Source organism: Microbacterium sp. (assembly GCF_047602155.1).
GTDB lineage: Bacteria > Actinomycetota > Actinomycetes > Actinomycetales > Microbacteriaceae > Microbacterium.
Genome location: NZ_JASGHZ010000001.1, coordinates 1,702,329 through 1,726,402, shown reverse-complemented (window position 1 = coordinate 1,726,402; position 24,074 = coordinate 1,702,329). Strand labels below are relative to the sequence as shown.

Annotated in this window: 21 protein-coding genes, 1 pseudogene and 1 riboswitch; of the genes and pseudogenes, 14 read left to right on the top strand and 8 right to left on the bottom strand. The window is 71.3% G+C overall.

What is annotated here, in order from left to right:
- The first annotated feature begins 74 nt into the window (after positions 1-74).
- The 10 genes from QM720_RS07880 (at position 75) to QM720_RS07835 (ending at position 10,011) form a co-directional block, all read left to right on the top strand.
- A complete protein-coding gene (locus tag QM720_RS07880) occupies positions 75-1,595 on the top strand; it encodes a fumarylacetoacetate hydrolase family protein (RefSeq protein WP_415125563.1) in 1,521 nt (506 codons plus the stop codon).
- Positions 1,596-1,600: 5 nt separating this feature from the next.
- Positions 1,601-2,290 carry a GntR family transcriptional regulator gene (locus tag QM720_RS07875; RefSeq protein ID WP_415127851.1) on the top strand — a complete coding sequence of 230 codons (690 nt, stop codon included), beginning with the start codon at positions 1,601-1,603 and terminating at the stop codon, positions 2,288-2,290.
- Positions 2,291-2,321: 31 nt separating this feature from the next.
- The gene (gene hpaE, locus QM720_RS07870; protein ID WP_415125562.1) at positions 2,322-3,836 is read left to right on the top strand and encodes a 5-carboxymethyl-2-hydroxymuconate semialdehyde dehydrogenase; all 1,515 of its coding nucleotides are present in this window, start codon (positions 2,322-2,324) and stop codon (positions 3,834-3,836) included.
- Between the two features lie 117 nt (positions 3,837-3,953).
- Positions 3,954-5,111: a 3,4-dihydroxyphenylacetate 2,3-dioxygenase gene (gene hpaD / locus QM720_RS07865; RefSeq protein WP_415125561.1), complete on the top strand. Its 1,158-nt coding sequence runs from the start codon at positions 3,954-3,956 to the stop codon at positions 5,109-5,111.
- A gap of 76 nt (positions 5,112-5,187) precedes the next feature.
- The gene (locus tag QM720_RS07860) at positions 5,188-5,973 is read left to right on the top strand and encodes a 2-keto-4-pentenoate hydratase (RefSeq protein WP_415125560.1); all 786 of its coding nucleotides are present in this window, start codon (positions 5,188-5,190) and stop codon (positions 5,971-5,973) included.
- Positions 5,958-6,773: an HpcH/HpaI aldolase family protein gene (locus tag QM720_RS07855; protein ID WP_415125559.1), complete on the top strand. Its 816-nt coding sequence runs from the start codon at positions 5,958-5,960 to the stop codon at positions 6,771-6,773. The genes QM720_RS07860 and QM720_RS07855 overlap by 16 nt, the downstream gene beginning before the upstream one ends.
- Positions 6,774-6,862: 89 nt before the next feature.
- Positions 6,863-7,396, top strand: coding sequence for a hypothetical protein (locus tag QM720_RS07850; protein ID WP_415125558.1), 534 nt, complete (start codon positions 6,863-6,865; stop codon positions 7,394-7,396).
- 121 nt (positions 7,397-7,517) lie between these two features.
- Positions 7,518-8,369, top strand: a complete 852-nt coding sequence (locus QM720_RS07845; protein WP_415125557.1) for a transporter substrate-binding domain-containing protein — start codon at positions 7,518-7,520, stop codon at positions 8,367-8,369.
- Positions 8,370-8,434: 65 nt separating this feature from the next.
- Positions 8,435-9,280, top strand: coding sequence for an amino acid ABC transporter permease (locus QM720_RS07840; protein WP_415125556.1), 846 nt, complete (start codon positions 8,435-8,437; stop codon positions 9,278-9,280).
- A complete protein-coding gene (locus tag QM720_RS07835; RefSeq protein WP_415125555.1) occupies positions 9,277-10,011 on the top strand; it encodes an amino acid ABC transporter ATP-binding protein in 735 nt (244 codons plus the stop codon). Before QM720_RS07840 ends, QM720_RS07835 begins: the two co-directional genes overlap by 4 nt.
- A 409-nt stretch (positions 10,012-10,420) precedes the next feature.
- On the opposite strand, the gene QM720_RS07830 is transcribed toward QM720_RS07835, so the two are convergent.
- Complete coding sequence (locus tag QM720_RS07830) at positions 10,421-11,302, bottom strand: bifunctional methylenetetrahydrofolate dehydrogenase/methenyltetrahydrofolate cyclohydrolase (RefSeq protein ID WP_415125554.1); 882 nt, start codon at positions 11,300-11,302, stop codon at positions 10,421-10,423.
- A gap of 159 nt (positions 11,303-11,461) precedes the next feature.
- On the bottom strand, positions 11,462-12,790 hold the full coding sequence (glyA, locus tag QM720_RS07825) for a serine hydroxymethyltransferase (RefSeq protein WP_415125553.1): 1,329 nt from the start codon (positions 12,788-12,790) through the stop codon (positions 11,462-11,464).
- 49 nt (positions 12,791-12,839) lie between these two features.
- Positions 12,840-12,922, bottom strand: a riboswitch (ZMP/ZTP riboswitch).
- 94 nt (positions 12,923-13,016) lie between these two features.
- Here glyA and QM720_RS07820 point away from each other — a divergent pair.
- The 4 genes and pseudogenes from QM720_RS07820 (at position 13,017) to QM720_RS07805 (ending at position 17,638) form a co-directional block, all read left to right on the top strand.
- On the top strand, positions 13,017-14,552 hold the full coding sequence (locus tag QM720_RS07820) for a beta-N-acetylhexosaminidase (protein WP_415125552.1): 1,536 nt from the start codon (positions 13,017-13,019) through the stop codon (positions 14,550-14,552).
- 25 nt (positions 14,553-14,577) lie between these two features.
- Positions 14,578-15,711: an N-acetylglucosamine-6-phosphate deacetylase gene (gene nagA, locus QM720_RS07815; RefSeq protein WP_415125551.1), complete on the top strand. Its 1,134-nt coding sequence runs from the start codon at positions 14,578-14,580 to the stop codon at positions 15,709-15,711.
- A 156-nt stretch (positions 15,712-15,867) separates the two neighbouring features.
- Entirely contained in the window at positions 15,868-16,284 is a 417-nt protein-coding gene (locus QM720_RS07810; RefSeq protein WP_415125550.1) for a YrdB family protein, read from the top strand.
- Positions 16,281-17,638 (top strand): annotated as a pseudogene (locus QM720_RS07805) (FAD-binding oxidoreductase). Before QM720_RS07810 ends, QM720_RS07805 begins: the two are co-directional and overlap by 4 nt.
- A gap of 15 nt (positions 17,639-17,653) precedes the next feature.
- On the opposite strand, the gene QM720_RS07800 reads toward QM720_RS07805, so the two are convergent.
- The 6 genes from QM720_RS07800 to QM720_RS07775 all read right to left on the bottom strand — a co-directional run bounded on the left by QM720_RS07800 (position 17,654) and on the right by QM720_RS07775 (position 23,891).
- The gene (locus QM720_RS07800; RefSeq protein ID WP_415125549.1) at positions 17,654-18,433 is read right to left on the bottom strand and encodes a glucosamine-6-phosphate deaminase; all 780 of its coding nucleotides are present in this window, start codon (positions 18,431-18,433) and stop codon (positions 17,654-17,656) included.
- Positions 18,426-19,367 (bottom strand): ROK family protein, encoded by a 942-nt coding sequence (locus QM720_RS07795; RefSeq protein ID WP_415125548.1) that lies wholly within the window; start codon positions 19,365-19,367, stop codon positions 18,426-18,428. The genes QM720_RS07800 and QM720_RS07795 overlap by 8 nt, the downstream gene beginning before the upstream one ends.
- Entirely contained in the window at positions 19,367-20,320 is a 954-nt protein-coding gene (locus tag QM720_RS07790; protein ID WP_415125547.1) for a carbohydrate ABC transporter permease, read from the bottom strand. The genes QM720_RS07795 and QM720_RS07790 overlap by 1 nt, the downstream gene beginning before the upstream one ends.
- A complete protein-coding gene (locus tag QM720_RS07785; protein ID WP_415125546.1) occupies positions 20,317-21,258 on the bottom strand; it encodes a carbohydrate ABC transporter permease in 942 nt (313 codons plus the stop codon). The genes QM720_RS07790 and QM720_RS07785 overlap by 4 nt, the downstream gene beginning before the upstream one ends.
- Before the next feature lie 76 nt (positions 21,259-21,334).
- Positions 21,335-22,627, bottom strand: a complete 1,293-nt coding sequence (locus QM720_RS07780; RefSeq protein ID WP_415125545.1) for an extracellular solute-binding protein — start codon at positions 22,625-22,627, stop codon at positions 21,335-21,337.
- A 67-nt stretch (positions 22,628-22,694) separates the two neighbouring features.
- Entirely contained in the window at positions 22,695-23,891 is a 1,197-nt protein-coding gene (locus tag QM720_RS07775) for an ROK family transcriptional regulator (protein WP_415125544.1), read from the bottom strand.
- Positions 23,892-24,074: the final 183 nt, after the last annotated feature.

The following is a 24,074-nucleotide window of genomic DNA, read 5'->3' as shown; positions in this document are numbered from 1 at the left end:
TCCGTTCGGAAATCCCTTGCCCGCACGCTAGCAGATCGTATACGATGCCAGCAAGAGGGACAGCGAGGGAGCTCATGACCATCGAGAACGCCGGCACGGATGCCGCAGACAGCCGATTCGCCGCCCTGCCCTGCCGCCCGGGCAAGATCATCGCGGTGCACCTGAGCTACCAGTCGCGCGCCGACCAGCGCGGCCGGCGCCCCGCCTTCCCCTCCTACTTCTTCAAGGCGTCGAGCTCGGTGGCCGCCTCGGGGAGCACGATCGAACGCCCCACCGGCACCGAACTGCTGGCCTTCGAGGGCGAGATCGCGCTCGTCATCGGCACGCCCGCCCGCCACGTCACCGTCGACGAGGCGTGGAGCCACGTCGGCTGGCTCACCGCCTCCAACGACCTGGGCCTGTACGACCTGCGCGCGAACGACAAGGGCTCGAACGTCCGGTCCAAGGGCGGCGACGGCTTCACCCCCATCGGCCCCGCGCTCATCGACGCCCGCGGCGTCGACCCCGACGGCATCCGGGTGCGCACATGGGTGAACGGCGAGATCGCGCAGGACGACACGACGGCGGGGCTCATCTTCCCGCTCGCCCAGTACGTCGCCGACCTGTCGCAGCACTTCACGCTGGAGACCGGCGATATCATCCTCACCGGCACCCCCGCGGGGTCGTCGGTCATCGTCCCGGGCGACGTCGTCGAGGTCGAGGTCGACGTGCCCGCCACCGGCGCCACGTCGGGCCGGCTCGTCACGACCGTCGTGCAGGGCGACGGCCCCGCCTACGACGAGGCGGTCGGATCGCTCCCCGCCGTCGACGACACCCAGCGCGAGGAGGCGTGGGGGTCGCGGGAGGCGGCGGGGCTGCCGGAGAAGCAGCCCCCGGCATCCGTCCTCACCCCCGAGCTGCGCGCGAAGCTGCAGCGCGTGCCGGTCGCGGGGCTGTCGGCGCAACTGCGCAAGCGCGGCCTGAACAACGTCTCGATCGACGGCGTGCGGCCGCTGCATCCGGAGGCGAAGCTCATCGGCACCGCCAAGACGCTGCGATTCGTCCCGAATCGTGAAGACCTCTTCACGAGCCACGGCGGCGGCTACAACGCGCAGAAGCGCGCGTTCGACGCCGTGCAGCCCGGCGAGGTCATCGTCATCGAGGCCCGCGGCGAATCGGGCTCGGGCACGCTCGGCGACATCCTCGCGATCCGCGCGCACGCGCAGGGCGCGGCCGGCATCGTCACCGACGGGGGCGTCCGGGACCTCGATGCCGTGGCCGCCGTCGGCATCCCGGTCTACACGTCGGGCGGGCACCCCGCCGTCCTCGGCCGCAAGCACGTGCCGTGGGACCACGACCTCACGATCGCCTGCGGCGGCGCCACGGTGCAGCCGGGCGACATCATCGTCGGCGACAATGACGGCGTCATCGTCATCCCGCCGCGCCTCGTGGAAGAGGTCGTCGACGAGGCCCTCGCTCAGGAGGAGGAGGATGCCTGGATCGCCGACCGCGTCGCCGAGGGTCACCCGGTCGATGGCCTCTTCCCGATGAACGCGCAGTGGCGAGCGACGTACGACGCGGCGCAGGCCGCCGGAGCGCGGGGACCGCTCGCGTGAGCACGATCGTGGTCGAGGCGGCGAGCAAGTCCGAGCGGGCGTACACCTGGCTGCGCGACCGCATCCAGCGGCACGAGTACGCGCCCGGCTTCCGGCTCGTGCTCGCCTCCATCGCCGACGAGCTCGACATGAGCGTCGTGCCGGTGCGCGAGGCCATCCGGCGCCTCGAGGCCGAGGGCCTGGTCACCTTCGAGCGCAACGTCGGCGCCCGCGTCGCGGTCGTCGACGAGAGCGAATACGTCTACACGATGCAGTCGCTCGGCCTCGTCGAAGGTTCGGCCACGGCGCTGTCGGCGCCCCTGCTGACCGGCGCCGACCTCGACCGGGCGTCCGCCGTCAACGAGCGGATGCTGGCCCTGCTCGACGACTTCGACCCGCACACGTTCACGGTGCTGAACCAGCAGTTCCACTCCGTGCTGTACGAGCCGTGCCCCAATCCGCACATCCTCGACCTCGTCCATCGGGGCTGGTCGCGGCTGTCCGGCATCCGGAACTCGACGTTCGCCTTCGTCCCCGGGCGCGCGGCGCACTCGGTCCAGGAGCACGTCGAGATCGTCGACCTCATCCGCACCGGCGCCGACCCGATCCAGATCGAGCTGGCCGCCCGCAACCACCGCTGGCGGACGATGGATGCCTTCATCGCCGCGCTGCATCCCGACCCGCACCGTCCCGCCTCACCCGACACCGACCACTGAATCGCCACCCAGGAATCCAACGGAGGAACCCATGACCGACACTCCCGCTCTCGACCGGCGTCACGTTCCGGCCGACCTGCCCGACCGCATCCGGCACTACATCGACGGCGAGTTCGTCGACTCGATCGACGGCGACACGTTCGACGTGCTCGAGCCGGTCAGCAACGAGGTCTACGTGCAGGCCTCGGCCGGCAAGAAGGCCGACATCGAGCGCGCCGTGGCCGCCGCGGCGCGCGCGTTCGAGGAGGGTCCGTGGCCCAGGATGCTGCCGCGCGAGCGCAGCCGCATCCTGCACCGCATCGCCGACCTCGTCGAGTCGCGCGATGCGCGCCTGGCCGAGCTCGAGTCGTTCGACTCGGGTCTGCCGATCACGCAGGCGCTCGGGCAGGCCCGCCGCGCCGCGGAGAACTTCCGCTTCTTCGCCGACCTCATCGTCGCCCAGGCCGACGACACCTTCAAGGTGCCGGGCCGCCAGATCAACTACGTCAACCGCAAGCCCATCGGCGTCGCGGGCCTGATCACGCCGTGGAACACGCCGTTCATGCTCGAGTCGTGGAAGCTGGGCCCGGCGCTGGCCACCGGCAACACCGTCGTGCTCAAGCCCGCCGAGTTCACGCCGCTGTCGGCGTCGCTGTGGGCGGGGATCTTCGAAGAGGCGGGGTTGCCCAAGGGCGTCTTCAACCTCGTCAACGGCCTCGGCGAAGACGCCGGCGACGCGCTCGTGAAGCACCCGGACGTGCCGCTCATCTCGTTCACCGGCGAGAGCCGCACCGGCCAGATCATCTTCGGCAACGCCGCTCCGTTCCTGAAGGGCCTGTCGATGGAGCTCGGCGGCAAGAGCCCCGCCGTCGTCTTCGCCGACGCCGACCTCGACGCCGCGATCGACGCGACGATCTTCGGCGTGTTCTCGCTCAACGGCGAGCGCTGCACGGCGGGTTCGCGCATCCTGGTGCAGCGCGACGTCTACGACGAGTTCGTCGAGCGCTACGCCGCACAGGCGCAGCGCGTCAAGGTCGGCTACCCGCACGACCCGGCCACCGAGGTGGGGGCGCTCGTGCACCCCGAGCACTTCGAGAAGGTCATGAGCTACGTCGAGATCGGCAAGGGCGAGGGGCGACTCGTCGCCGGCGGCGGCCAGCCCGAGGGCTTCGAGTTCGGCAACTTCGTCGCCCCGACGGTGTTCGCCGACGTGTCGCCCGACGCTCGCATCTTCCAGGAGGAGATCTTCGGCCCGGTCGTCGCGATCACGCCGTTCGACACCGACGAAGAGGCCCTCGCCCTCGCGAACAACACGAAGTACGGGCTCGCCGCCTACATCTGGACGAACGATCTCAAGCGCGCACACAACTTCGCACAAGCGGTCGAGGCGGGCATGGTCTGGCTCAACTCGAACAACGTGCGCGACCTGCGCACCCCGTTCGGCGGCGTCAAGGCCTCGGGCCTCGGTCACGAGGGCGGCTACCGCTCGATCGACTTCTACACCGACCAGCAGGCCGTGCACATCACGCTCGGCAAGGTCCACAACCCCACCTTCGGCAAGAACTGACCCCACCCCCTTCTCGCGAGACCTCGCAAATGTCCGCTTTTCGCCCCAATCCGGCCCGAAAATGCGACATTTGTGAGGTTTCGCGGAGCGACCGATAACGAGAGCAAGGATGCTGACATGACCAACCCGGAAGACCGCACACTGACCTCCTCCGGCTTCTACGTGAGCGCAGAGGCCCCCATCCAGACCGACAACCCGGTGCCGACGCCGTCGAGCCCGGCGCCCGACATCCTGCGCTGCGCGTACATGGAGATCGTCGTCACCGACCTCGCCGCCTCGCGGGCGTTCTACGTCGACGTGCTGGGCCTGACCGTCACGGAAGAAGACGACAACGCCGTCTACCTGCGCTCGCTGGAGGAGTTCATCCACCACAACCTCGTGCTGCGCCAGGGTCCGGTCGCCGCCGTCGCCGTGTTCAGCTACCGCGTCCGCACGCCCGAAGACCTCGATCGGGCCGAGGCGTTCTACCGCGAGCTCGGCTGCGACGTGCGCCGCAACACGGAGGGCTTCGTCAAGGGTATCGGCGACGCGGTGCGCGTCGTCGACCCGCTCGGGTTCCCCTACGAGTTCTTCTACGACACGCAGCACGTCGAGCGCCTCGCGTGGCGCTACGACCTGTACACGCCGGGTGCGCTCGTGCGCCTCGACCACTTCAACCAGGTCACCCCCGACGTGCCGCGCGCCGTCAAGCACTACCAGGATCTCGGCTTCCGCGTGACGGAGGACATCCAGGACGACGCGGGCACCGTCTACGCCGCCTGGATGCGCCGCAAGCCCACCGTGCACGACACCGCCACGACCGGCGGCGACGGCCCGCGCATGCACCACGTCGCCTTCTCGACGCACGAGAAGCACAACATCCTGGCGATCTGCGACAAGCTCGGCGCCCTGCGCATGTCCGACCGCATCGAGCGCGGCCCCGGCCGTCACGGCGTCTCGAACGCGTTCTACCTGTACCTGCGCGACCCCGACGGCCACCGCGTCGAGATCTACACGCAGGACTACTACACCGGCGACCCCGACAACCCGGTCGTCACGTGGGACGTGCACGACAACCAGCGCCGCGACTGGTGGGGCACCCCCGTCGTGCCCTCGTGGTACACGGATGCCTCGTTCGTCCTCGACCTCGACGGCAACCCGCAGCCGGTCATCGCCCGCACCGACTCCTCGGAGATGGCCGTCACGATCGGCGCCGACGGCTTCTCCTACGCCCGTGAGGGCGAGGAGATGCCCGACTGGAAGAAGGGCGAGTACAAGCTGGGCCACCAGCTGTAAAGCGCCGGCCCGGGTCGTTCGCGGCCCGGGCCTGCCCACGCCCCCACCACGACGAACACGACGAAAGCGAGACAGGATGCTCTCACCCGAGGCGATCGCGCAGATCGCCGAAGAACTGGCCGAGGCCGACCGCACGCACGGCGTCATCCCGCGCATCACGGCGCGGCATCCCGAGGCGACGGTCGAGGACTCGTATGCGATCCAGGGTCTCTGGCGCGACCGCATGGTCGCCGGCGGCCGTACGCTCGTCGGCCGCAAGATCGGGCTCACGTCGAAGGCGATGCAACAGGCCACCGGCATCAGCGAGCCCGACTACGGCGTCATGTTCGACGACACGGTCTACCCCAGCGGCGCCGAGATCCCGGTCGACCTCTTCTCGAACGTGCGCATCGAGGTCGAGCTGGCGTTCGTGCTGAAGACCCCGCTGGCGGGTCCGGACTGCACCCTGGACGACGCCCTCGCGGCGATCGACTACGCCGTGCCGGCGCTGGAGGTCCTCAACTCGCACATCGAGCTCGAGGGTCGCACGATCGTCGACACGATCAGCGACAACGCCGCCTACGGCGCGATGGTGCTCGGCGACGTGCACAAGCGCCCGGACGAGATCGACCTGCGCTGGGTGCCTGGCGTGCTCTCCCGCAACGGCGAGGTCGAGGAGACCGGGGTCGCCGCCGGCGTGCTCGGCCACCCCGCGACCGGCGTCGCCTGGCTCGCGAACAAGTTCGCCCAGCACGGCGCCCGACTCGAAGCCGGGGAGATCATCCTCGCCGGCTCGTTCACCCGCCCGATGTGGGTCACGCGCGGCGACGAGGTGCGCTGCGACTACGGACCGATGGGAGTCATCGAATGCCGCTTCGTCTGAGCCCCACCTTCCGCGACGTCCTCGCTGCACAGGCGGCGACCGCCCCGCGCCCCCTCGCGGGCGGCTGGGTGTGCTCGGGCTCGCCCCTCGCGGCCGAGATCATGGCCGGCTCGGGCCTGGACTGGCTGCTGATCGACGGCGAGCACTCCCCCATCGGGCTGGAGTCGATCGTCGCGATCCTGCAGGCGGCGGCCGCCTACCCGGTGACCCCGCTCGTGCGGGTGCCGGCCGGCGACGTCGTCACGATCAAGCAGGTTCTGGATGCCGGTGCGCAGAACCTCCTCGTCCCCATGGTGTCCTCGGCCGCCGAGGCGCGCACCGTCGTGGAGGCCGTGCGCTATCCGCCGCGCGGGCGCCGCGGCGTCGGCTCGGCGCTCGCCCGCTCGGCGCGCTGGAACCGCGTCGACGACTACCTCGTGAACGCCGACGCCTACGTCTCGCTCACGGTGCAGATCGAGACCGCGGATGCCGTCGCCCACGCCGCCGAGATCGCCGGGACCGACGGCGTCGATGCGGTGTTCGTGGGGCCCAGCGACCTCGCGGCATCCATGGGTCTGCTCGGCCAGCAGACGCACCCCGATGTCGTCGCGGGCGTGCTGCGGACCTTCGACGCCGTGCACGCCGCGGGCAAGCCCGTCGGGGTCAACGCCTTCGACCCCGCCGCCACGCAGGCCTACGTCGACGCCGGCGCCGACTTCGTCGCGGTCGGAGCCGATGTGGCCCTGCTGGCCCGCGGCTCCGAGGCGCTCGCCGCCCGCTGGGCGCCGGCATCCGACGCCCCGCCCCGCGCGTCGTACTGACCGCGCGTTCGGGGAGCGCAAATGACTCTCTCCGCGCCGCTTTCGGAGCCATTTGCGCTCCCCAACGCGCCAAGTGGGATGCTGGGGACATGAAGTCACTCGTCGTGCGGTTCCTGTCGCTGTATGCGTTCAACATCGTCGTGCTGCTGGTGATCGGCGTGCTCACGCCCGCCCACGTCGGGTGGCATGCCATCTGGGCGAGCGTGGTCATGACCCTCGCCGAGCTGCTGGTCAAGCCGCTGGCGCTGACGGCGTTCACGCGGAACGCCGCGAAGTCGGCCGAGCAGCGCACGAAGGCCGGTGAGGTGCTCGTGCAGGGCGGCATCGTGCTCGTCGTCGCGGCGATCGTCTGGGCCCTCACCCTGATCCTGTCCGGCGCCACGGCGGGCGGATGGTTCTGGGGCTGGGTGCTGCCGCCCGTGTTCATCGCGATCGGCTGGTTCGTGTACTCCCAGATCGTCGACAAGGTCGAGGCGCGGGCGGGCGCGATCTACGATCAGGCCGAGGCGGGCATCACCGGCAAAAACGCGACGGGCGCCGAGGCTCCGGCGGACGTGCGCGAAGAGCTCAGAGACGGCCTCACCGCCGAGCAGCGCAAGATGCTCGACGACCTCGGCACATGAAGACCTCGTAACAAAGCGTCGCCCGAGGCTCCTGCGCGCCGTGACCTCGGCGAGGATGGATGCGGCGGCATCCTCACAGCTCTCACGGGATGCGCCCCGCACCCACCTCGGAGGATCTCCCATGACGCGTCCCGCCCTGCGCACCGCCTTCGCCGCCACCGCGGCCGTGCTCGCCCTGCTCGCCTCCGGCTGCGCCAGCGGCGGCGCCGAGCCCGACGCGACCATCACCGACTCCGGCGACGCGGGCTATATCACGCCCGGAAAGCTGACGATCGCGACCGGTGAGACGGCGTACGAGCCGTACGTCATCGACGACGACCCCTCGTCGGGCGAGGGGTTCGAGGCCGCCGTCGCCTACGCCGTCGCCGACAAGCTCGGCTTCGCGCACGACGACGTCGTCTGGGTGCGCACCTCGTTCGAGGCCGCCATCGCGCCGGGCCCGAAGAGCTTCGACTTCAACATCCAGCAGTACACGATCACCGACGAGCGCAAGCAGGCCGTCGACTTCTCGACGTCGTACTACGAGGCCAGCCAGTCGGTCGTGGCGCTCAAGGGCGGACCTGCCGACGGCGTCACCGACATCGCCGGCCTCCGGGGTCTCGTCCTCGGCGCGATGACCGGTTCCACGAGCGCCGCGACGATCGAGGAGGCGATCCAGCCGACCGTCGCGCCGCAGCTGTACACGTCGAACGAGGATGCCGTCGCAGCGCTCGGCACGCAGATCGACGCCCTCGTCCTCGATACGCCGACGGCGTACGTCGCCGCGAACTTCTACATCGACAACTCCTTCATCGTCGGCGAACTGCCGGCCGCGGGCGTGCCCGACCAGTGGGGCCTGCTGCTGGCGAAGGACTCGCCGCTGACGGCGCGCGTCTCCGCCGCGGTCGACGAGCTGCGCGCCGACGGCACGCTCGCCGCCCTCGAAGAGAAGTGGCTGTCGGTGTTCACCGACGGCGTCACCCAGTTGCAGTGACCGCGCTCACTCCGGCGCGGGCGGGGCGCGGCATCCCGCTCCGGCGAGTCCGGTAGCGTCGATCCGTGACCCCGCACACCGTCAGCGCGCTCGAGCAGCAGCGCCGCGCCTACCGGCGGCGCCGGCAACAGCGGTCGGTGCTCGTCGCGATCGCCTCGACGCTCGTCGTCGCGGCGCTGGCGTGGCTGTTCGTGTTCAACACGTCGGGCTGGGCGGCCACGCAGCAGTTCTTCTTCGATCCGGCGATCGCGCTGCGGGCGCTGCCGAAGGTCTGGGACGGGTTCCTCGTCAACCTCCAGGTGCTCGGTCTGTCGGTCGTCACCGTCGGAGCCTTCGCGCTGCTCATCGCGCTGCTGCGGACGCTGCGCGGTGCGGTCTTCTTCCCCGCCCGCGTCATCGCGGCGACCTACACCGACCTGTTCCGCGGCCTGCCGTTCATCGTCGTGCTGTACCTGGTCGGGTTCGGCCTTCCGACGATCCTGAACACGCGCATCCCGCCGGTGGTGCTCGGCGTCATCGCGGTGACCCTGACCTACTCCGCGTACGTCGCCGAGGTGATCCGCGCCGGCATCGAGGCGGTGCATCCATCGCAGCGACTCGCGGCACGCGCGCTCGGGCTCGGCCACGTGCAGACGCTGCGGCGCGTCGTGCTGCCGCAGGCGCTGCGCAAGATGACGCCCCCGCTCATGAACGACTTCATCTCGATGCAGAAGGACGTCGGGCTCATCTCCATCCTCGCCGCCGTCGACGCGATCGCCGCGGCGAAGTCGGTGGCGTCGCTGACCTACAACTTCACGCCGTATGTGGTCGCCGGCATCCTGTTCGTGCTGCTCGCGATCCCGACGATCCGGCTGACCGACTGGTACACGGCGCGACTGCGCGACCGCGAGCAGCAGGGGTCGATCCTATGAGCGCGCTGCTGCGAGCCTCCGGGGTGTGGAAGTCGTTCGGCGAGCGCGAGGTGCTGCGCGGCGTCGATGTCACGCTCGGCCGGCACGAGGTGGTGGCGCTCATCGGCGCGTCGGGGTCGGGCAAGTCGACGCTGCTGAGGTGCCTGGGGCTGCTCGAACCCATCGACGACGGACAGATCTTCCTCGGCGACCTCGACATCTCCGACCCGCGGGTCGACGGCAACCGCGTGCGGGCGCGGCTGGGCGCCGTGTTCCAGAGCTACAACCTGTTCCCGCACCTGTCGGTGATCGACAACGTGACGCTCGCCTCGCGCGTCGTACACCGGATGCCGCGCGCTGCGGCCGAGGCCCGCGCCCTCGAGCTGCTCGAGCGCGTCGGGCTCGCGGACTATGCCCGGCAGCATCCCGATCGCCTTTCCGGCGGTCAGCAGCAGCGCGTCGCCATCGCCCGCGCCATCGCCACCGACCCCGAGGTGCTGCTGCTCGACGAGATCACCTCGGCTCTCGACCCCGAGCTCGTCGGCGAGGTGCTCGAGCTCGTGCGCGGGCTCGCCGCCGACGGCGCGACGATCCTCATGGCGACGCACGAGATGGCCTTCGCCCGCGACGTCGCCGACCGCATCGTGTTCCTCGACGCGGGCGTCATCGTCGAGGAGGGTTCGCCCGCGGCGCTGTTCACCGCGCCGCGCGAGGCGCGCACGCGCGAGTTCCTCGCCCGCTTCACCGCCTGACCCGCCCGTTCGGTCGCGGCATCCTGCGGGTGACAGACGCCGCAACCCGCGCATCGCCGCGACCCAACCCCGGCGGAGACACCACCACCCCGTTCGATCGCGGCAAACCGCGGGTGACAGATGCCGCAACCCGCGCATCGCCGCGACTCAACCCGGAGCGGAGACACCACCACCCCGTTCGATCGCGGCAAACCGCGGGTGACAGATGCCGCAACCCGCAGTTCGCCGCGACCCAACCCGGGCGGGGACACCGCCACCCGTTCGGTCGCGGCATCCTGCGGGTGACAGGCGCCGCAACCCGCGGTTCGCCGCGACTCAACCGGGGGCGCCAGCACACGCAGGTTCGGTCGCGGCATCCTGCGGGTGATGGGCGCCGCGACCCGCGGTTCGCCGCGACTCAACCCGGGCGTCAGCGCGCGAGGCGTTCGGCGGCTTCGACGACGTTCGTCATGAGGAGCGCGACGGTCATCGGGCCCACCCCGCCGGGGTTCGGCGACAGCCAACCCGCGACGTCCGCGACATCCGGATCGACATCGCCGGAGACGCGGGACTTGCCGGTCTCGGGGTCGGTCTCGCGCGTGACGCCGACATCGAGCACCGCGGCGCCCGGCTTCACGTCCGCGGCCCGCACGATGTGCTTGACGCCCGCGGCCGCGACGATGACGTCGGCCTGCCGCAGGTACGACGGCAGGTCGACGGTGCCGGTGTGCGTGAGCGTCACGGTCGCGTTGATCGCGCGGCGGGTGAGCAGCAGGCCGATCGAGCGGCCGATCGTCACGCCGCGCCCGACGACGACGACGTGCTTGCCCGTGAGGTCGTAGTCGCCGCGCAACAGCAGCTCGATCACACCGCGCGGCGTGCACGGCAGCGGCGTGTCGATGGGGCCGTTGACGTTGAGGACGAGCCGGCCGAGGTTGACGGGGTGAAGACCGTCGGCATCCTTCGCGGGATCGATGCGCTCCAGGATCGCATCCGTGTCCAGGTGCTTCGGCAGGGGCAGCTGCACGATGTAGCCGTGGCAGGCCGGGTCGGCGTTGAGCTCGTCGATGACCGCCTCGACCTCGGCCTGGCTCGCGTCGGCGGGCAGCTCGACCTGGATCGAGTTCATGCCGATGGCCTCGGACTCGCGATGCTTCATCCCGACGTACAGCTGCGACGCCGGATCGGCGCCCACGAGAACCGTCGCGATGCCCGGCACGATGCCGCGCGCGCGCAGCGCCGCGACCCGCTCGCGCAACTCCTCCTTGATCGCGGCCGACGCCGCACGTCCATCGAGTCGTTGTGCCGTCATGCGCGGCTCCTTTCATTCTCGGCATCCGCCCTTCTCATCCCCGCGAGACTGCATCGGTGCACCGAGACTGCAACTGGCGACCGCTGTTTCGGTGCACGGATGCTGTCTCGCAAGAAGACGGGGGCGGGAGGGGGCGGATGCCGGGGCAGCGCCGCAGGGCTACTGCTGCAGGCCGAGGTAGAGGGGGAAGGCGGCGGTCAGGGCGGCGACGCGCGTGCGCAGCGCCTCGAGGTCGACACCCGCGGCACCGGCCTCGCCGTCAGCCCCGGCGCCGTCGGCACCAGCGCCCGCGCCGCCCACCAGGGCGAGGGCGATGATGTCGGCCACCTCGGTGAACTCGGCGTCGCCGAAGCCGCGGGTCGCGAGCGCCGGCGTGCCGATGCGCAGGCCCGACGTGACCATCGGCGGGCGCGGGTCGTTGGGCACGGCGTTGCGGTTGACCGTGATGTGGATCTCGTGCAGCAGGTCTTCGGCCTGCTTGCCGTCGATCGCCGCGTCGCGCAGGTCGACGAGCACGAGGTGCACGTCGGTGCCGCCCGAGCGCACCGAGATCCCCGCCGCGGCGACATCCGGCTCGGACAGCCGCGCAGCCAGGATGGCGGCGCCGCGCACGACGCGCTCCTGGCGCTCGCGGAACTCCGGGGTCGCGGCGAGCTTGAACGCCGTCGCCTTCGCCGCGATGACGTGCATGAGCGGCCCGCCCTGCTGGCCCGGGAAGACGGCGGAGTTGATCTTCTTCGCGATCTCCGGGTCGTTGGTCAGGATGAAGCCCGAGCGCGGCCCGCCGATCGTCTTGTGCACGGTCGACGACACGACGTGCGCGTGCGGCACGGGCGACGGGTGCAGGCCCGCCGCGACGAGCCCGGCGAAGTGCGCCATGTCGACCCACAGCAGCGCCCCGACCTTGTCGGCGATCTCACGGAACCGCGCGAAGTCGAGCTGGCGCGGGTAGGCCGACCAGCCGGCGATGATGACCTTCGGCTGGTGCAGGACGGCGAGGCGTTCCACCTCGTCCATGTCGATGATCGACGTCGCCGGGTCGACGCCGTACGCGACGATGTTGTAGAGGCGCCCGGAGAAGTTGATCTTCATGCCGTGCGTGAGGTGGCCGCCCTGGTCGAGCGACAGGCCGAGCAGCGTGTCGCCGGGGCGGGCGATCGCGTGCAGCACGGCGGCGTTGGCCGAAGCGCCGGAGTGCGGCTGCACGTTCGCGAACTCCGAGCCGAACAGCGCCTTGGCTCGGGCGATCGCGAGCTCTTCGGCGACGTCGACCTCTTCGCAGCCGCCGTAGTAGCGGCGGCCCGGGTAGCCCTCGGCGTACTTGTTGGTCAGCACCGAGCCCTGCGACTGCAGCACCGAGACCGGCACGAAGTTCTCCGAGGCGATCATCTCGAGGTAGCCGCGCTGGCGGTCGAGCTCACGCTCGAGCACCTGGGCGATCTCGGGATCAACCTCGGACAGCGGGGCGTTGAAGTAGGCGTCGGTCATGACGGGCTCCTGAAGGTGGTGTGGATGCCGCTGCACGCGGCGATGTACCACAGCCGACCCAGGCGAGCGGTCGAATGCACGGTGGTCGCTTCCCGGTGGTGACCCACCTGAACGCCAGTTGCGACTGTACGAGCATATCGGATGCCGGTAGGCTGGACTCCGTCGATTTGTTAAGAGTCTTAACTTGCTCGCGTGCGGGCATCCGGACGCGCAGAATGGAACCATCGTGCCCACACCAGCCGTCGTTCCCCTCCCGGCATCCATCGCCCGGCGGGGCGCCCCGTTCCCCGTCACGGCCGAGACCGCCATCGCCGGCGACGCGGATGCCGCCGCCCACCTCCGGACCCTCCTCGCCGCCCGCACCGGCGCTGCCCCCGGCTCCGCGACGGGCTCGGGGAGCACGGGCACGATCGCGCTGACGATCGCCCCCGGCGGCGCCCCCGAGTCGTACCGCCTCACCGCGGATGCCACCGCCGTCACCGTGACGGGCGCCGACGCGGCGGGGCTGTTCTACGGCATCCAGACGCTCGGGCAGCTGCTCACGAAGACCACGGGAACCACCGGGACGCCCGCAGGCTGGGAGATCCCCGCCGTCGAGATCGACGACGCGCCGCGCTTCGCGTACCGCGGCGTCATGCTCGACGTCGCCCGCCACTTCCACGGCGTCGACACCGTGAAGGCGTTCATCGACCGCGCCGCGAGCCTGAAGTTCAACGCGCTGCACCTGCACCTGACCGACGACCAGGGCTGGCGCCTCGAGCTGCGCAGCCGCCCCGAGCTCACCGCGAAGGCGTCGTCGACGTCGGTCGGCGGCGACCCGGGCGGCTTCTTCACGCAGGACGACTATCGCGAGATCATCGCCTACGCCGCCGCACGGCACCTGATCGTGGTGCCCGAGATCGACCTGCCCGGCCACACGCACGCGATCTCGCTCGCCTACCCCGAACTGTCCGAAGAGCCGGTGATCAGCGACCAGGTGCGCGAGATCATCCGCCGATACGGCGGCGAGCTGCCCGTGCACGGACGACCGTTCGAGTCGATGGCCGTCGGCTTCTCGTCGCTGAAGATCCACGACGAGGCGACCTCCGCGTTCCTCGCCGACGTGCTCGGCGAGCTGGCCGAGCTGACCCCCGGCCCCTACCTGCATCTCGGCGGCGACGAATGCCTGGGCACGAGCCCCGAAGACTTCGCCGCGTTCATGCAGCGCGTCACGACGCTCGTCGCGGGGCTCGGCAAGACTCCGATCACCTGGCACGAGGCCGGCGCCGCGACGGACCTGGCCCCGACGACGGTCGGCCAGTACTGGGGCTTCGTGAGCCCCGTCGGCGGCATGGACGAGAAGGCGCGCGCCTTCGTCCGCGGCGGCGCGCAGCTCATCCTCTCCCCCGCCGATGCGATCTACCTCGACATGAAGTTCGACGCCGACTCCCCCCTGGGGCTCACCTGGGCACGCGGCGTCACGACCGCGCAGCGCGCGTACGAGTGGGATCCGGCGCGCGTGATCGAGGGCGTGGGGGATGCCGGCATCCTCGGCGTCGAGGCGCCCCTGTGGACCGAGACCGTGCGCGACCTCGGCGACATCGACGCCCTGGTCTTCCCGCGCGTCGCGGCGGCGGCCGAGGCGGGCTGGTCGCCGGCGCCCGGCAGCGCGGGCCGCACGTGGGAGTCCTTCCGCGCCCGCGTCGGCGCGCTCGGCCCCCTGTGGACGAGCCTCGGCATCGGGTTCACGCCGCTGCCCGAGATCGACTGGGCCACCGACTGACGCCCCCGCCGAGGAGCCGCCCGCCATGACCACCGTCATCCACTCCGTCCGCCTCGTCGACGACGGGCTCGTGACCGACGATGCCTGGGTCGCCCTCGACGGCGGCGTCGTGAGCGCCGTCGGCACCGGTCAGGGCTGGCGCGCGCACGCGGGTGAGGTCATCGCCGGCGGCGGCGCGTACCTGACGCCCGGCTTCATCGACATCCACGGCCACGGCGGCGGCGGCGCGTCGTTCGACGAGGGCGCCGCGGCGATCGCGACGGCCCGTGCCGTGCACCGCGCGCACGGCACGACGCGCGCCGTGGTCTCGCTCGTCACCGCGCCGATCGACGACCTCGCCGCGCGGGTCGCCGTCGTCGCCGACCTCGCCGCGCGCGACGCCACCATCCTCGGCTCGCATCTCGAGGGCCCCTTCCTCGATCCGGCGCACAAGGGTGCGCACACCGAGAGCCTGCTGCGCCCGGCCGATGCGGCGGCGGTCGAGCGGCTGCTCGCGGCGGGCCGCGGCACCATCCGGCAGGTGACGCTGGCGCCCGAGCTTCCCGGCGGGATGGATGCCACCCGGCGGTTCGTCGCGGCCGGCGTCGCGGTCGCCGTCGGGCACACCGGCGCCACCGCAGAGCAGGCGCGGGCCGCGTTCGACGCGGGCGCCACGCTGCTGACGCACGCGTTCAACGCGATGCCCGGCATCCATCACCGCGCCCCCGGCCCGGTCGTCGCCGCGATGCGCGACCGGCGGGTCACCCTCGAGCTCGTCGCCGACGGCGTGCACGTGCACCCCGACGTCATCGCCCTGACCTTCGCGCAGGCGCCCGGCCGCGTCGCGCTCGTCACCGACGCGATGGCCGCCGCGGGCGCCGCGGACGGGCACTACGAGCTCGGCGCCCTGTCGGTCACCGTCACGCACGGCACGGCACGGCTCGACGCGAACGGCGCGATCGCCGGGTCGACGCTCACGCAGGATGCCGCCCTGCGCCTCGTCGTCGCGGGCGGCCTGCCCCTTTCCGCCGCCGTCGCGGCGCTCACGTCGGTCCCGGCCCGCGCGATCGGGGTTGCGGATCGCTTCGGCTCGCTGCGCGTCGGCGCCGCCGCCGACGCCGTGCTGCTCGACGATGCGCTGCGGGTGACCGGGGTCTGGGTCGACGGCATCCGGATCTGAGCGCCGGGTCGGTGGCGGCCCGTCGTTGACCCCACCCCTTGGCGACGACCCGGCCGCCTGCGCACCGCTCGCACGCGGCCGGGTCGAACGCACAGGGCCGGGTCGACAGCGCGCACCGCCGCGGCCTCGCCGTATCCGCCCGCGTAAACTGGCCGCATGTCCGACGCCCTGCCTCCCGTCCGGCCCACCGCACCCGATGCGCCGCCGACACCGGATGCCGCCGCACCCGCCGGCACGCGCCCCGCGCTGGATGCCGTCGACGTCCTCGCCTTCCTCTGCGAGCTGTTCGCGTTCGCAACCCTCGCCGTCTGGGGGTTCACGGCGTGGCCGTTCCCGGGGAACCTCGTCGCCGGCATCGGTGCGCCGCTGGTCGCGATCGCGCTGTGGGCGCTGTTCGTCTCGCCGCGCGCGATGATCCCGGTACACCCGTTCGTCCGGGCGCTGGTCGAACTGCTCGTCTACGCCGCCACGACGATCGTGTGGTGGACCAGCGGCAGCGCCTGGATCGGCCTCGCCTTCGCCGTCGTCGCCGTCACCGTGGGCCTCATCGCCGGTCGGCGACGCCTGTCGTGACCATCGTCGACCGGCTGCGCGCGGCGCTCGGCGACCGCGTCGACACCGACCCGGCGCTGCGGGAGGCGATGCGCGCCGACAAGTCCGGCCACGCCTGCGCCGGAACGCCGCTCGCGGTCGTGCACGCGGCATCCGTCGACGACGTGCAGCAGACGCTGCGCATCGCCCACGCCACCGGGCACCCCGTCGTCACGCGCGGCGCGGGCTCGGGACTGGCCGGCGGCGCGAACGCCGGTGAGGGCGAGCTCGTGCTGTCGACGCTGCGGATGAACCGCATCCTCGAGGTGCGCCCCGACGATCTGCTGGCGGTGGTCGAGCCCGGCATCCGCAACGCCGAGCTCAACGCGGCGCTCGAGCCGTACGGCCTGTGGTGGGCGCCCGACCCCGCCAGTCGCGAGATCGCCACGGTCGGCGGCAACATCGCCACCGGTGCGGGGGCCTGCTGTGCGCGAAGTACGGCGTCGTGCGCGATGCCGTGCTCGGCGTCGACCTCGTGCTCGCCGACGGGCGGCTGCTGCGCCTCGGCCACCGCAGCGTCAAGGGCGTCACCGGCCTCGACCTCACGGCGCTCGTCATCGGCTCGGAGGGCACGCTCGGCGTCGTCGTCGGCGCGACGCTCAGGCTGCGGCGCCTCGCGCCGGGCCACTCCCGTACGCTCACGGCCCTGTTCCCCGACGTGCGCCTGGCCGCCGAGGCGGCCGCCGCCGTGACGGCGTCGGGCGTGCAGCCGGCGATCATGGAGCTGATGGATGCCGCCAGCCTCGACGCCGTCCACCGGCTGCTCGACCTCGACCCGCCGCCGGCCGGCGCCGCGCAGCTGACCGTGCAGACCGACGGCGTCGCCGCCGATGCCGAGGCCGCAGCGATCACCGCGACCCTCGCCGCCGCCGGCGGCACCGTGCGGCTGGCCGCCGATGACGCCGAGGCCGAACTGTTGTGGCGCATCCGCCGCTCGATGCACCCCGCGATGGAGACCCTGGGCACGACGCTCATCGAGGACGTCTCGGTGCCGCGCAGCGCGCTGCCGGCGATGTTCGACGAGATCGCGCGCGTCGAGCGCGATCACGGCGTCGCGATCCCGACGGTGTGCCACGCGGGCGACGGCAACCTGCACCCCAACTTCGTCTTCGACGGGCCGGAGGTGCCGCAGCACATCTGGGATGCCGCCGACGACCTCTTCCGCTCCGCCCTGCGCCTGGGCGGCACGCTCACCGGCGAGCACGGCATCGGCGTGCTCAAGCGCCGCTGGCTGGCCGAAGAGCTCGGCGACGACCAGTGGGAGCTGCAGCGCCAGATCGTGCGGGTGTTCGACCCGACCGGCATCCTCAACCCCGGCAAGGTCTTCGCGCCGTAGGAGCCCGGATGCGGCCTACAGCCCCTGCCAGGCGGGCTTGTTCGCGAAGGCGTAGCGGTAATAGTCGGCGTGGGCGAGCTGTGACGCGGCGGCCTCGTCGACGACGACGGTCGCATGCGGGTGCAGCTGGATCGCCGAACCGGGCAGCGACGACGTGACGGGCCCCTCGACGGCTCCCGCCACGGCGGCGGCCTTTCCCGTCCCGAACGCGAGCAGGAACAGGTGCCTCGCGTCGAGGATCGTGCCGAGGCCCTGCGTGATGCAGTGCATCGGCACGTCGTCGACCGTGTCGAAGAACCGCGCGTTGTCCTGCCGGGTCTGCGCGATGAGCGTCTTCACGCGCGTGCGCGACGCGAACGACGAGCCCGGCTCGTTGAAGCCGATGTGCCCCGACGTCCCGATTCCGAGCAGCTGCAGATCGATGCCGCCGGCATCCGCGATGGCGCGCTCGTAGTCGTCGCCGGCGTGCGCGATCGTCGCAAGCGCCCCGTTCGGCGTGTGGATGCGCTCGGGGTTCAGCCCCAGCGGCGCCACGACCTCGGTCGTGATGACCGAGCGATAGCTCTGCGGATGCCGGGGATCGATGCCGACGTACTCGTCCAGCGCGAACCCGCGCACGCGTGACACGTCGACCCCGGCCAGCCGTGAGCGCAGCGCCTCGTAGACCGGCAGCGGGGTCGACCCGGTCGCGAGCCCCAGCACCGCGTCGGGACGGCGCGCGATGAGCTTCACGATCTCGTCGGCGACGAGCGCACCGGCCGCCGCGGCGGACGGGACGATGACGACCTCAGCCATGAGTGATGATCTCCTCCGCGTTCGATGCTCCCAGTATCGATGCACCGAGCGCCGCCGCGGGCGAACCCGGGGGCAGCAGCTCGACCCGCTCGGGCAGGCGCAGCGAGCGCAGGAACGGCGACGCCGCCGCGCTGGCCTCGAGCTCGGCCACGACGGGGCCTATCATGCGGCCGCCGAGGGCGGTGATGCCGCCGCCGATGACGACGGCGTCGACGTCGCCCGACAAGACGATGACGCGCACGGCCGCGGCGACGCCGTAGGCGAGGCCGCCCCGCAGTGCGACGGCGTCCGGGTCGCCGGCATCCGCCGCGTCGAACACGTCGCGCACGGGCAGCGCGCCCGGCCTCCCCCAACGCTCGGCGATAGCCGCGCCGCCGCAGAACGCCTCGATGCAGCCGCGCTGTCCGCACTTGCACAGCGGCCCGTCGGGCGCGACCGAGATGTGCCCGACCTCGCCGGCGGTGCCGTGCGCGCCGCGCCAGAGTCGGCCGCGGCAGACGAGCCCGGCGGCGACGCCGGTGCCGAGGTTCAGGTACGCGACGGTGCTGCGCGCGTCGCCGCCCCGGCTCTGCCGAGACAGCGCGTGCGCCCCGAGGGCGGCGGCCTTGACGTCGTTCTCGGCGGCGACCGGCATCCCCAGTCGCGCGCCCACGGCGGCGCCGAGGTCGAGCTCGTCGACGCCGAGGTTGACGGCGTGCGTGACGATCGACGTGCCGGGGGCGACCTGGCCGGGCATGCCGATCCCGATCGACGTGAACGGCGACGCGGCGACGCCCGGCACCTCCGCCAGCTCGTCGACGAGGCCGAGGACCGTGTCGACGACGCCCTGCGGACCCCACGCGGTCGGGCGGCGCGTCCGCGCCACGATGCGTCCCGCACCGTCGGTGACGACGGCATCGGTCTTGGTGCCGCCGACGTCGAACCCGAGCCGCATCAGCCCTTCACCGCGCCCGAGACGAGACCTCCGGTCATCCGCCCCTGGACGAAGAGGAAGAAGATCATGACCGGCAGGGCGATCATCGTCGACCCGGCCATGACGGCGCCCCAGTTGACCGCGCCGCCGACCGACGACGACTGGAAGGCGTTCAGCCACGGCATGAGCGTCAGGTTGTAGCCGCTCATGAGCAGCAGCGCCATCGTGAACTCGTTCCACGCCTGGATGAAGGCGAAGATGCCGGTGGACACGAGGCCGGGTGCGAGCAGCGGAAAGGTGACCTTCCAGAACGCCTGCGACTTCGTGCAGCCGTCGATCATCGCCGCCTCTTCGAGGTCGGCGGGGACGCCGGCGACGAACCCGCGCAGGGTCCAGATGGTGAACGGGATGACGGCGGCCGTGTAGACGATGCCGAGGCCCAGCAGGGTGTTCATCAGGTGCCAGTCGTCGATCATGCCGTAGATCGTGAACATCATCGCCTCACCGGGAATCATCTGCACGATGAGCACGGCGACGATGAAGGTGCGGCGCCCCGTGAAGCGGAAGCGGGCGAGGGCGACCGAGGCGAGGAACGCGAACAGCAGGGTGACGACGAGCACGCCCGCCGTGACGGTGACCGTCGTGGTCAGCGCGTGCGGGAAGTCGGTCTGACCGGTGGCGGCCTCGCGGGTCCACGCCGTGACGAAGTTGTTCACCGTGAAATCCACCGGGAACAGGCTCGGCTCGCGGCTGACGATCTTCGCGTTCGGCGTGAACGCGAGGTTCACCATGTAGTACACCGGGAAGACCGAGCACACGAACACGACGAGCGCCGCGAGGTTCAGCAGGGTGCGGGTGGCGACCTTGCGGCCGGAGGGGCGGCGCGCGTCGATCGAGCCGCGTCGCACCTTCTTGTCCAGCTGCGGGGCGCCGACCGTGCCGACCTGGGTGCTGACGTTCACCTGGCTGCTCACAGCTCCTCCTCCTTGAGCGTCGTGCGCACGTATCCCCAGGAGAGGATCAGCAGCAGGATGACCATGAACACGCCGATCGCCGAGGTCGAGCCGAACTCGCCGACGCCCTGACGGAACAGATAGGTGCCGAGCACGTTGGTGTCGGCGGCGATGCCGCCGCGGGTCTGCAGCGCATAGACCTGGGTGAAGATGCGCAGGTTCCAGATGATCTGCAGCACGAGCACGACGGTGAGGATGCTGCGCAGGTACGGGAACACGATGTAGCGGAAGCGCTTCACGCCGCTCGCGCCGTCGAGGGATGCCGCTTCGAGCACCTCTGCGGGCACCTGGCCGAGCCCGGCGTAGGTCGTGAAGGCGACGAAGGGGATGCCCTGCCACACGACGATGATCGTGAGCACGAGGAAGAACGAGAGGGGTTCCAGGAGCCAGGAGTGGTTGGTCCACTCCGACGTGCCGGTGACGGTGCCCAGGAACCAGTTGACGAGGCCGTACTGCGTGTCGAAGATCCAGCCCCACACGACGGTGGCGGTCAGGGGCGGCATGGCCCAGGCCAGGAGCAGGCCGACCGAGACGATGATGCGCCAGGCGCGGCTCAGCCGCGTCATGAGCACGGCGACGAGCACGCCGAAGACGAGGATGAAGAACGTCAGCACGACCATCAGCGAGAGGCTGCGGACGAGGACGGCGGGAAAGTCCGACGTCGTGAACAGGTCGACGAAGTTCTCGAACCCGATGAAGTCGGGGGCCGTTCCCTGCACCTTGTTCTTGACGGTGTAGTCGGTGAACGCCTGGATGAACATGGTGACGGCGGGGTAGCCGACCATGACGCCGAGGACGATCAGCGAGGGCAGCAGCAGCGCCCAGGCGCCGCGCGTCTCGCGCCAGCGCTTGCGTCGCTCGCGCTGGGTGGCCGTGCCGGCCAGGTCGATCGCGGTCATCGCTCGCCTCCTTTCTTTCTCGACAGGAGAGGGGGTTCCGACCGGCATCCGGCCGGAACCCCCTCCCGGGTGCTGCCTACTTGTTGAGGATCGCCTCGATGTCGGTGTCGAGCTGCGTCGCGATCTGGGTGACGTCGCCGCCCTGCGCGATCTTCACGAGCGCGTCGGGGATGATCTGCGCCGCCTCGACCTCGGCCCAGTGGGGGCTCGTCGGGGTGAACTTCGAGTTGGCCAGACCCTCGGCCTGCGCCTTCGCGATGTCGGTGTCGGGCAGGTACTTCGCCGCCGAGACGATGCCCGGGGTCAGGCTCTGCTCGGCCAGCAGCTTCTGGTAGTCCTCGGAGAGCATGATCTTCAGGGCGGCCTTGGCCTTGGCCGGGGCGTCGGACTTGTAGGCGACGGCGACGTTCGAGCCACCCGCGAAGATCGGCGCGGTCTCGCCGGCCACGGCCCCCGGGAGGGCGAAGGCGGAGAGGTCCTTGGCGTAGGTGTCGGGGCATCCGTTGGAGACTTCCTCACCCGCGGCCTCGTCGCCCCACGGCCAGGCACCGGTCAGGTTGCCGGCGGCCCAGGCGGGGCTGGACAGGAAGCCCACCTCGCCGGCGCAGAACGCGATGTTGCCGAGCCGCTCGTTGCCGTCGACCGGCGCCACCGAGGCCTGCGTGTAGACCTTCTGCAGCAGCTCGAGACCCTTCAGGCTCTTGTCGCTGGACAGCTGCGCGTCCCACGTGCCGTCGCTGTCCTGCACGGCGATCTCGCCGCCGTAGGTCCAGATGTAGGGCAGCGCGTTGTACCAGTCCTTGCCGGGGGCGAAGATGCCCGAGACGGTGTCGGTCTTCAGCGCGATGCCCTTCTCGACGTACTCCTCGAGCGTGGTAGGCAGCGTGTCGCCGACGATCTGCGGGGTGTAGAAGACGACCCGGCCGCCGGCGTAGTACGGGGCCGCGTACAGGCTGCCGTCGAGCGTGCCCGCGTCGACGAGGCCGCCGAGCAGGTCGTCGCCGCCGAGGTCGGCCTTGATGTCGGAGATGTCGAGGAACAGGCCGGCATCCGCGAAGCCGAGCGCCTGCGTGTTGCCGACCTCGACGACGTCGGGCGCGTCGTTCGACGACAGCGCCGCGGTGTACGTGTTCGACACGTCGTCCCACGTCTTCTGCTCGATCGTGAGGGTCCACCCCTCGTTCTCGGTCTCGAACGTGTCCTTCAGGTACTGACGGGCCGTGTCCGGCGTGTCGCTGCCGACGAGCCAGACCGTGAGATCGCCGGTGGCGGCCTCGGACTCTGCGGGGGCAGCGCTGCCGCCCGCACAGCCGGCGAGAACGACAGCCGAAGCGCCGAGGAGCGCGAGTGCTCCGAGCTTCTTGTTCATGGTGACTTCCTTTGTCTCTCTTGGTGGTTCCCGTGGGCCGACGTGGCCGTCCGGGGTGGTGTGGGCGTCAGGACACCCCGAGCTGTCCCGACAGGACCATGACGGCCGCGCCGCGCAGGACGATGTCCTCGCCTTGCGTCGTCATCCGAACCTGCACGCCCTCGTTGAACGGAGCGAGCGTGCGGGTGCGCAGTGACTCGACGCATGCCCCCGCGAGGGGGCCGTCGAGAAGCTCAGGGGGGCCGGAGAGCACGATCTCCGACAGGTCCAGGACCCCCACGACGGGTGCCAGGGCGATGCCGAGGCGACCGCCCGCGTCACGCAGGACGGCGTCGCGCGCCGCGCCCGGCTCGGCCAGGCGCGCGCTCAGCGCGGGCTCCGAGAGCCAGGCCTCCAGGCATCCGACCTTGCCGCAGACGCACACCGGTCCGCCGTCGGTCCCGACCGTGACGTGGCCGATCTCGCCCGCGGCGAAGCGGCTGCCGCGCATGGGCTGACCGCCCGCGAGCAGGCCCGAGCCGACACCGCGGCCGACGCGCACCAGCAGCACGTCGTCGTCGGCGGCGCCGAACGTGTACTCGGCGAGCACGGCGGCGTTCGCGTCGTTGGCGACGAGGACGGGCAGTCCCAGCTCGTCGTGCAGAGACCGTTGCAGCGGGATGCCGGTCCAGCCGAAGTTCGGGGCCGTCAGCACGACACCGGCGTCGTCGACGACACCGGGAGTGCCCACGCCGACGCCGAGCACCGGAGCGTGCGCATCCGCGACGAGGCGGCGGGCGAGGTCGATGACGACGCGGAGGATGTCGGCGGGGTCGGCCGGCACCGGGGCGCTGTGTCGCGCGACGATCTCGCCGTCGAGGGTGAGCACGGCGCCGAGGAAGCGGCCGGTGCCCGACAGGTCGATGCCGACGATACGGTGGCCCTCACGGTCGAGGTCGACGAGGATCGCGGGCTTGCCGGGCCCGGTCGCCTCGCGGGTGCCGAGCTCGGCGACGTAGCCGTCGTCGATGAGCTCGGCGACGAGGTCGGAGATCGTGACGCGGGTGAGGCCGGTCTCGCGCGACAGGTCGGCGCGGCTCATGGCACCCTGGTGGAAGAGGGTCTGCAGCACGAGCGAGCGGTTGTGCGCGCGGGCGTGCTCGGGCAGGACCTTTGCGGCGCGGCGCAGGGGGCGCCCGGAGCCGAACGCGCGCGCCGGCAGTGCCATCGCTGCACCGGGGATCGTCGCCTCGGGTGCGCCACGCTGCTGATCTGCTCCGAACATGTTTGTTAGTAGACCTTACGAACAAACCTTGCGCAAGCCCGGCGAGGAATTTGATCGCCGTCTTTACAAAATCGTTACATTCGTCGTCTCGCACTCTCGCCCGTCACGCCGGGCGCATCCCCGTCCGGTCCACGGCCGATAGCGAGCGAGCGCTGACCGCCGTCACCCGGCCGTGCCCCCTCT

What these genes read in the sequence shown, in the direction of transcription:
- QM720_RS07880 (WP_415125563.1), top strand. Translation starts at nt 75, where the DNA reads ATGACCATCGAGAACGCCGGCACGGATGCCGCAGACAGCCGATTCGCC.
- hpaE (WP_415125562.1), top strand. Translation starts at nt 2,322, where the DNA reads ATGACCGACACTCCCGCTCTCGACCGGCGTCACGTTCCGGCCGACCTG.
- hpaD (WP_415125561.1), top strand. Translation starts at nt 3,954, where the DNA reads ATGACCAACCCGGAAGACCGCACACTGACCTCCTCCGGCTTCTACGTG.
- QM720_RS07860 (WP_415125560.1), top strand. Translation starts at nt 5,188, where the DNA reads ATGCTCTCACCCGAGGCGATCGCGCAGATCGCCGAAGAACTGGCCGAG.
- QM720_RS07855 (WP_415125559.1), top strand. Translation starts at nt 5,958, where the DNA reads ATGCCGCTTCGTCTGAGCCCCACCTTCCGCGACGTCCTCGCTGCACAG.
- QM720_RS07850 (WP_415125558.1), top strand. Translation starts at nt 6,863, where the DNA reads ATGAAGTCACTCGTCGTGCGGTTCCTGTCGCTGTATGCGTTCAACATC.
- QM720_RS07845 (WP_415125557.1), top strand. Translation starts at nt 7,518, where the DNA reads ATGACGCGTCCCGCCCTGCGCACCGCCTTCGCCGCCACCGCGGCCGTG.
- QM720_RS07835 (WP_415125555.1), top strand. Translation starts at nt 9,277, where the DNA reads ATGAGCGCGCTGCTGCGAGCCTCCGGGGTGTGGAAGTCGTTCGGCGAG.
- QM720_RS07830 (WP_415125554.1), bottom strand. Translation starts at nt 11,302, where the DNA reads ATGACGGCACAACGACTCGATGGACGTGCGGCGTCGGCCGCGATCAAG.
- glyA (WP_415125553.1), bottom strand. Translation starts at nt 12,790, where the DNA reads ATGACCGACGCCTACTTCAACGCCCCGCTGTCCGAGGTTGATCCCGAG.
- nagA (WP_415125551.1), top strand. Translation starts at nt 14,578, where the DNA reads ATGACCACCGTCATCCACTCCGTCCGCCTCGTCGACGACGGGCTCGTG.
- QM720_RS07810 (WP_415125550.1), top strand. Translation starts at nt 15,868, where the DNA reads ATGTCCGACGCCCTGCCTCCCGTCCGGCCCACCGCACCCGATGCGCCG.
- QM720_RS07800 (WP_415125549.1), bottom strand. Translation starts at nt 18,433, where the DNA reads ATGGCTGAGGTCGTCATCGTCCCGTCCGCCGCGGCGGCCGGTGCGCTC.
- QM720_RS07795 (WP_415125548.1), bottom strand. Translation starts at nt 19,367, where the DNA reads ATGCGGCTCGGGTTCGACGTCGGCGGCACCAAGACCGATGCCGTCGTC.
- QM720_RS07785 (WP_415125546.1), bottom strand. Translation starts at nt 21,258, where the DNA reads ATGACCGCGATCGACCTGGCCGGCACGGCCACCCAGCGCGAGCGACGC.
- QM720_RS07780 (WP_415125545.1), bottom strand. Translation starts at nt 22,627, where the DNA reads ATGAACAAGAAGCTCGGAGCACTCGCGCTCCTCGGCGCTTCGGCTGTC.
- QM720_RS07775 (WP_415125544.1), bottom strand. Translation starts at nt 23,891, where the DNA reads ATGTTCGGAGCAGATCAGCAGCGTGGCGCACCCGAGGCGACGATCCCC.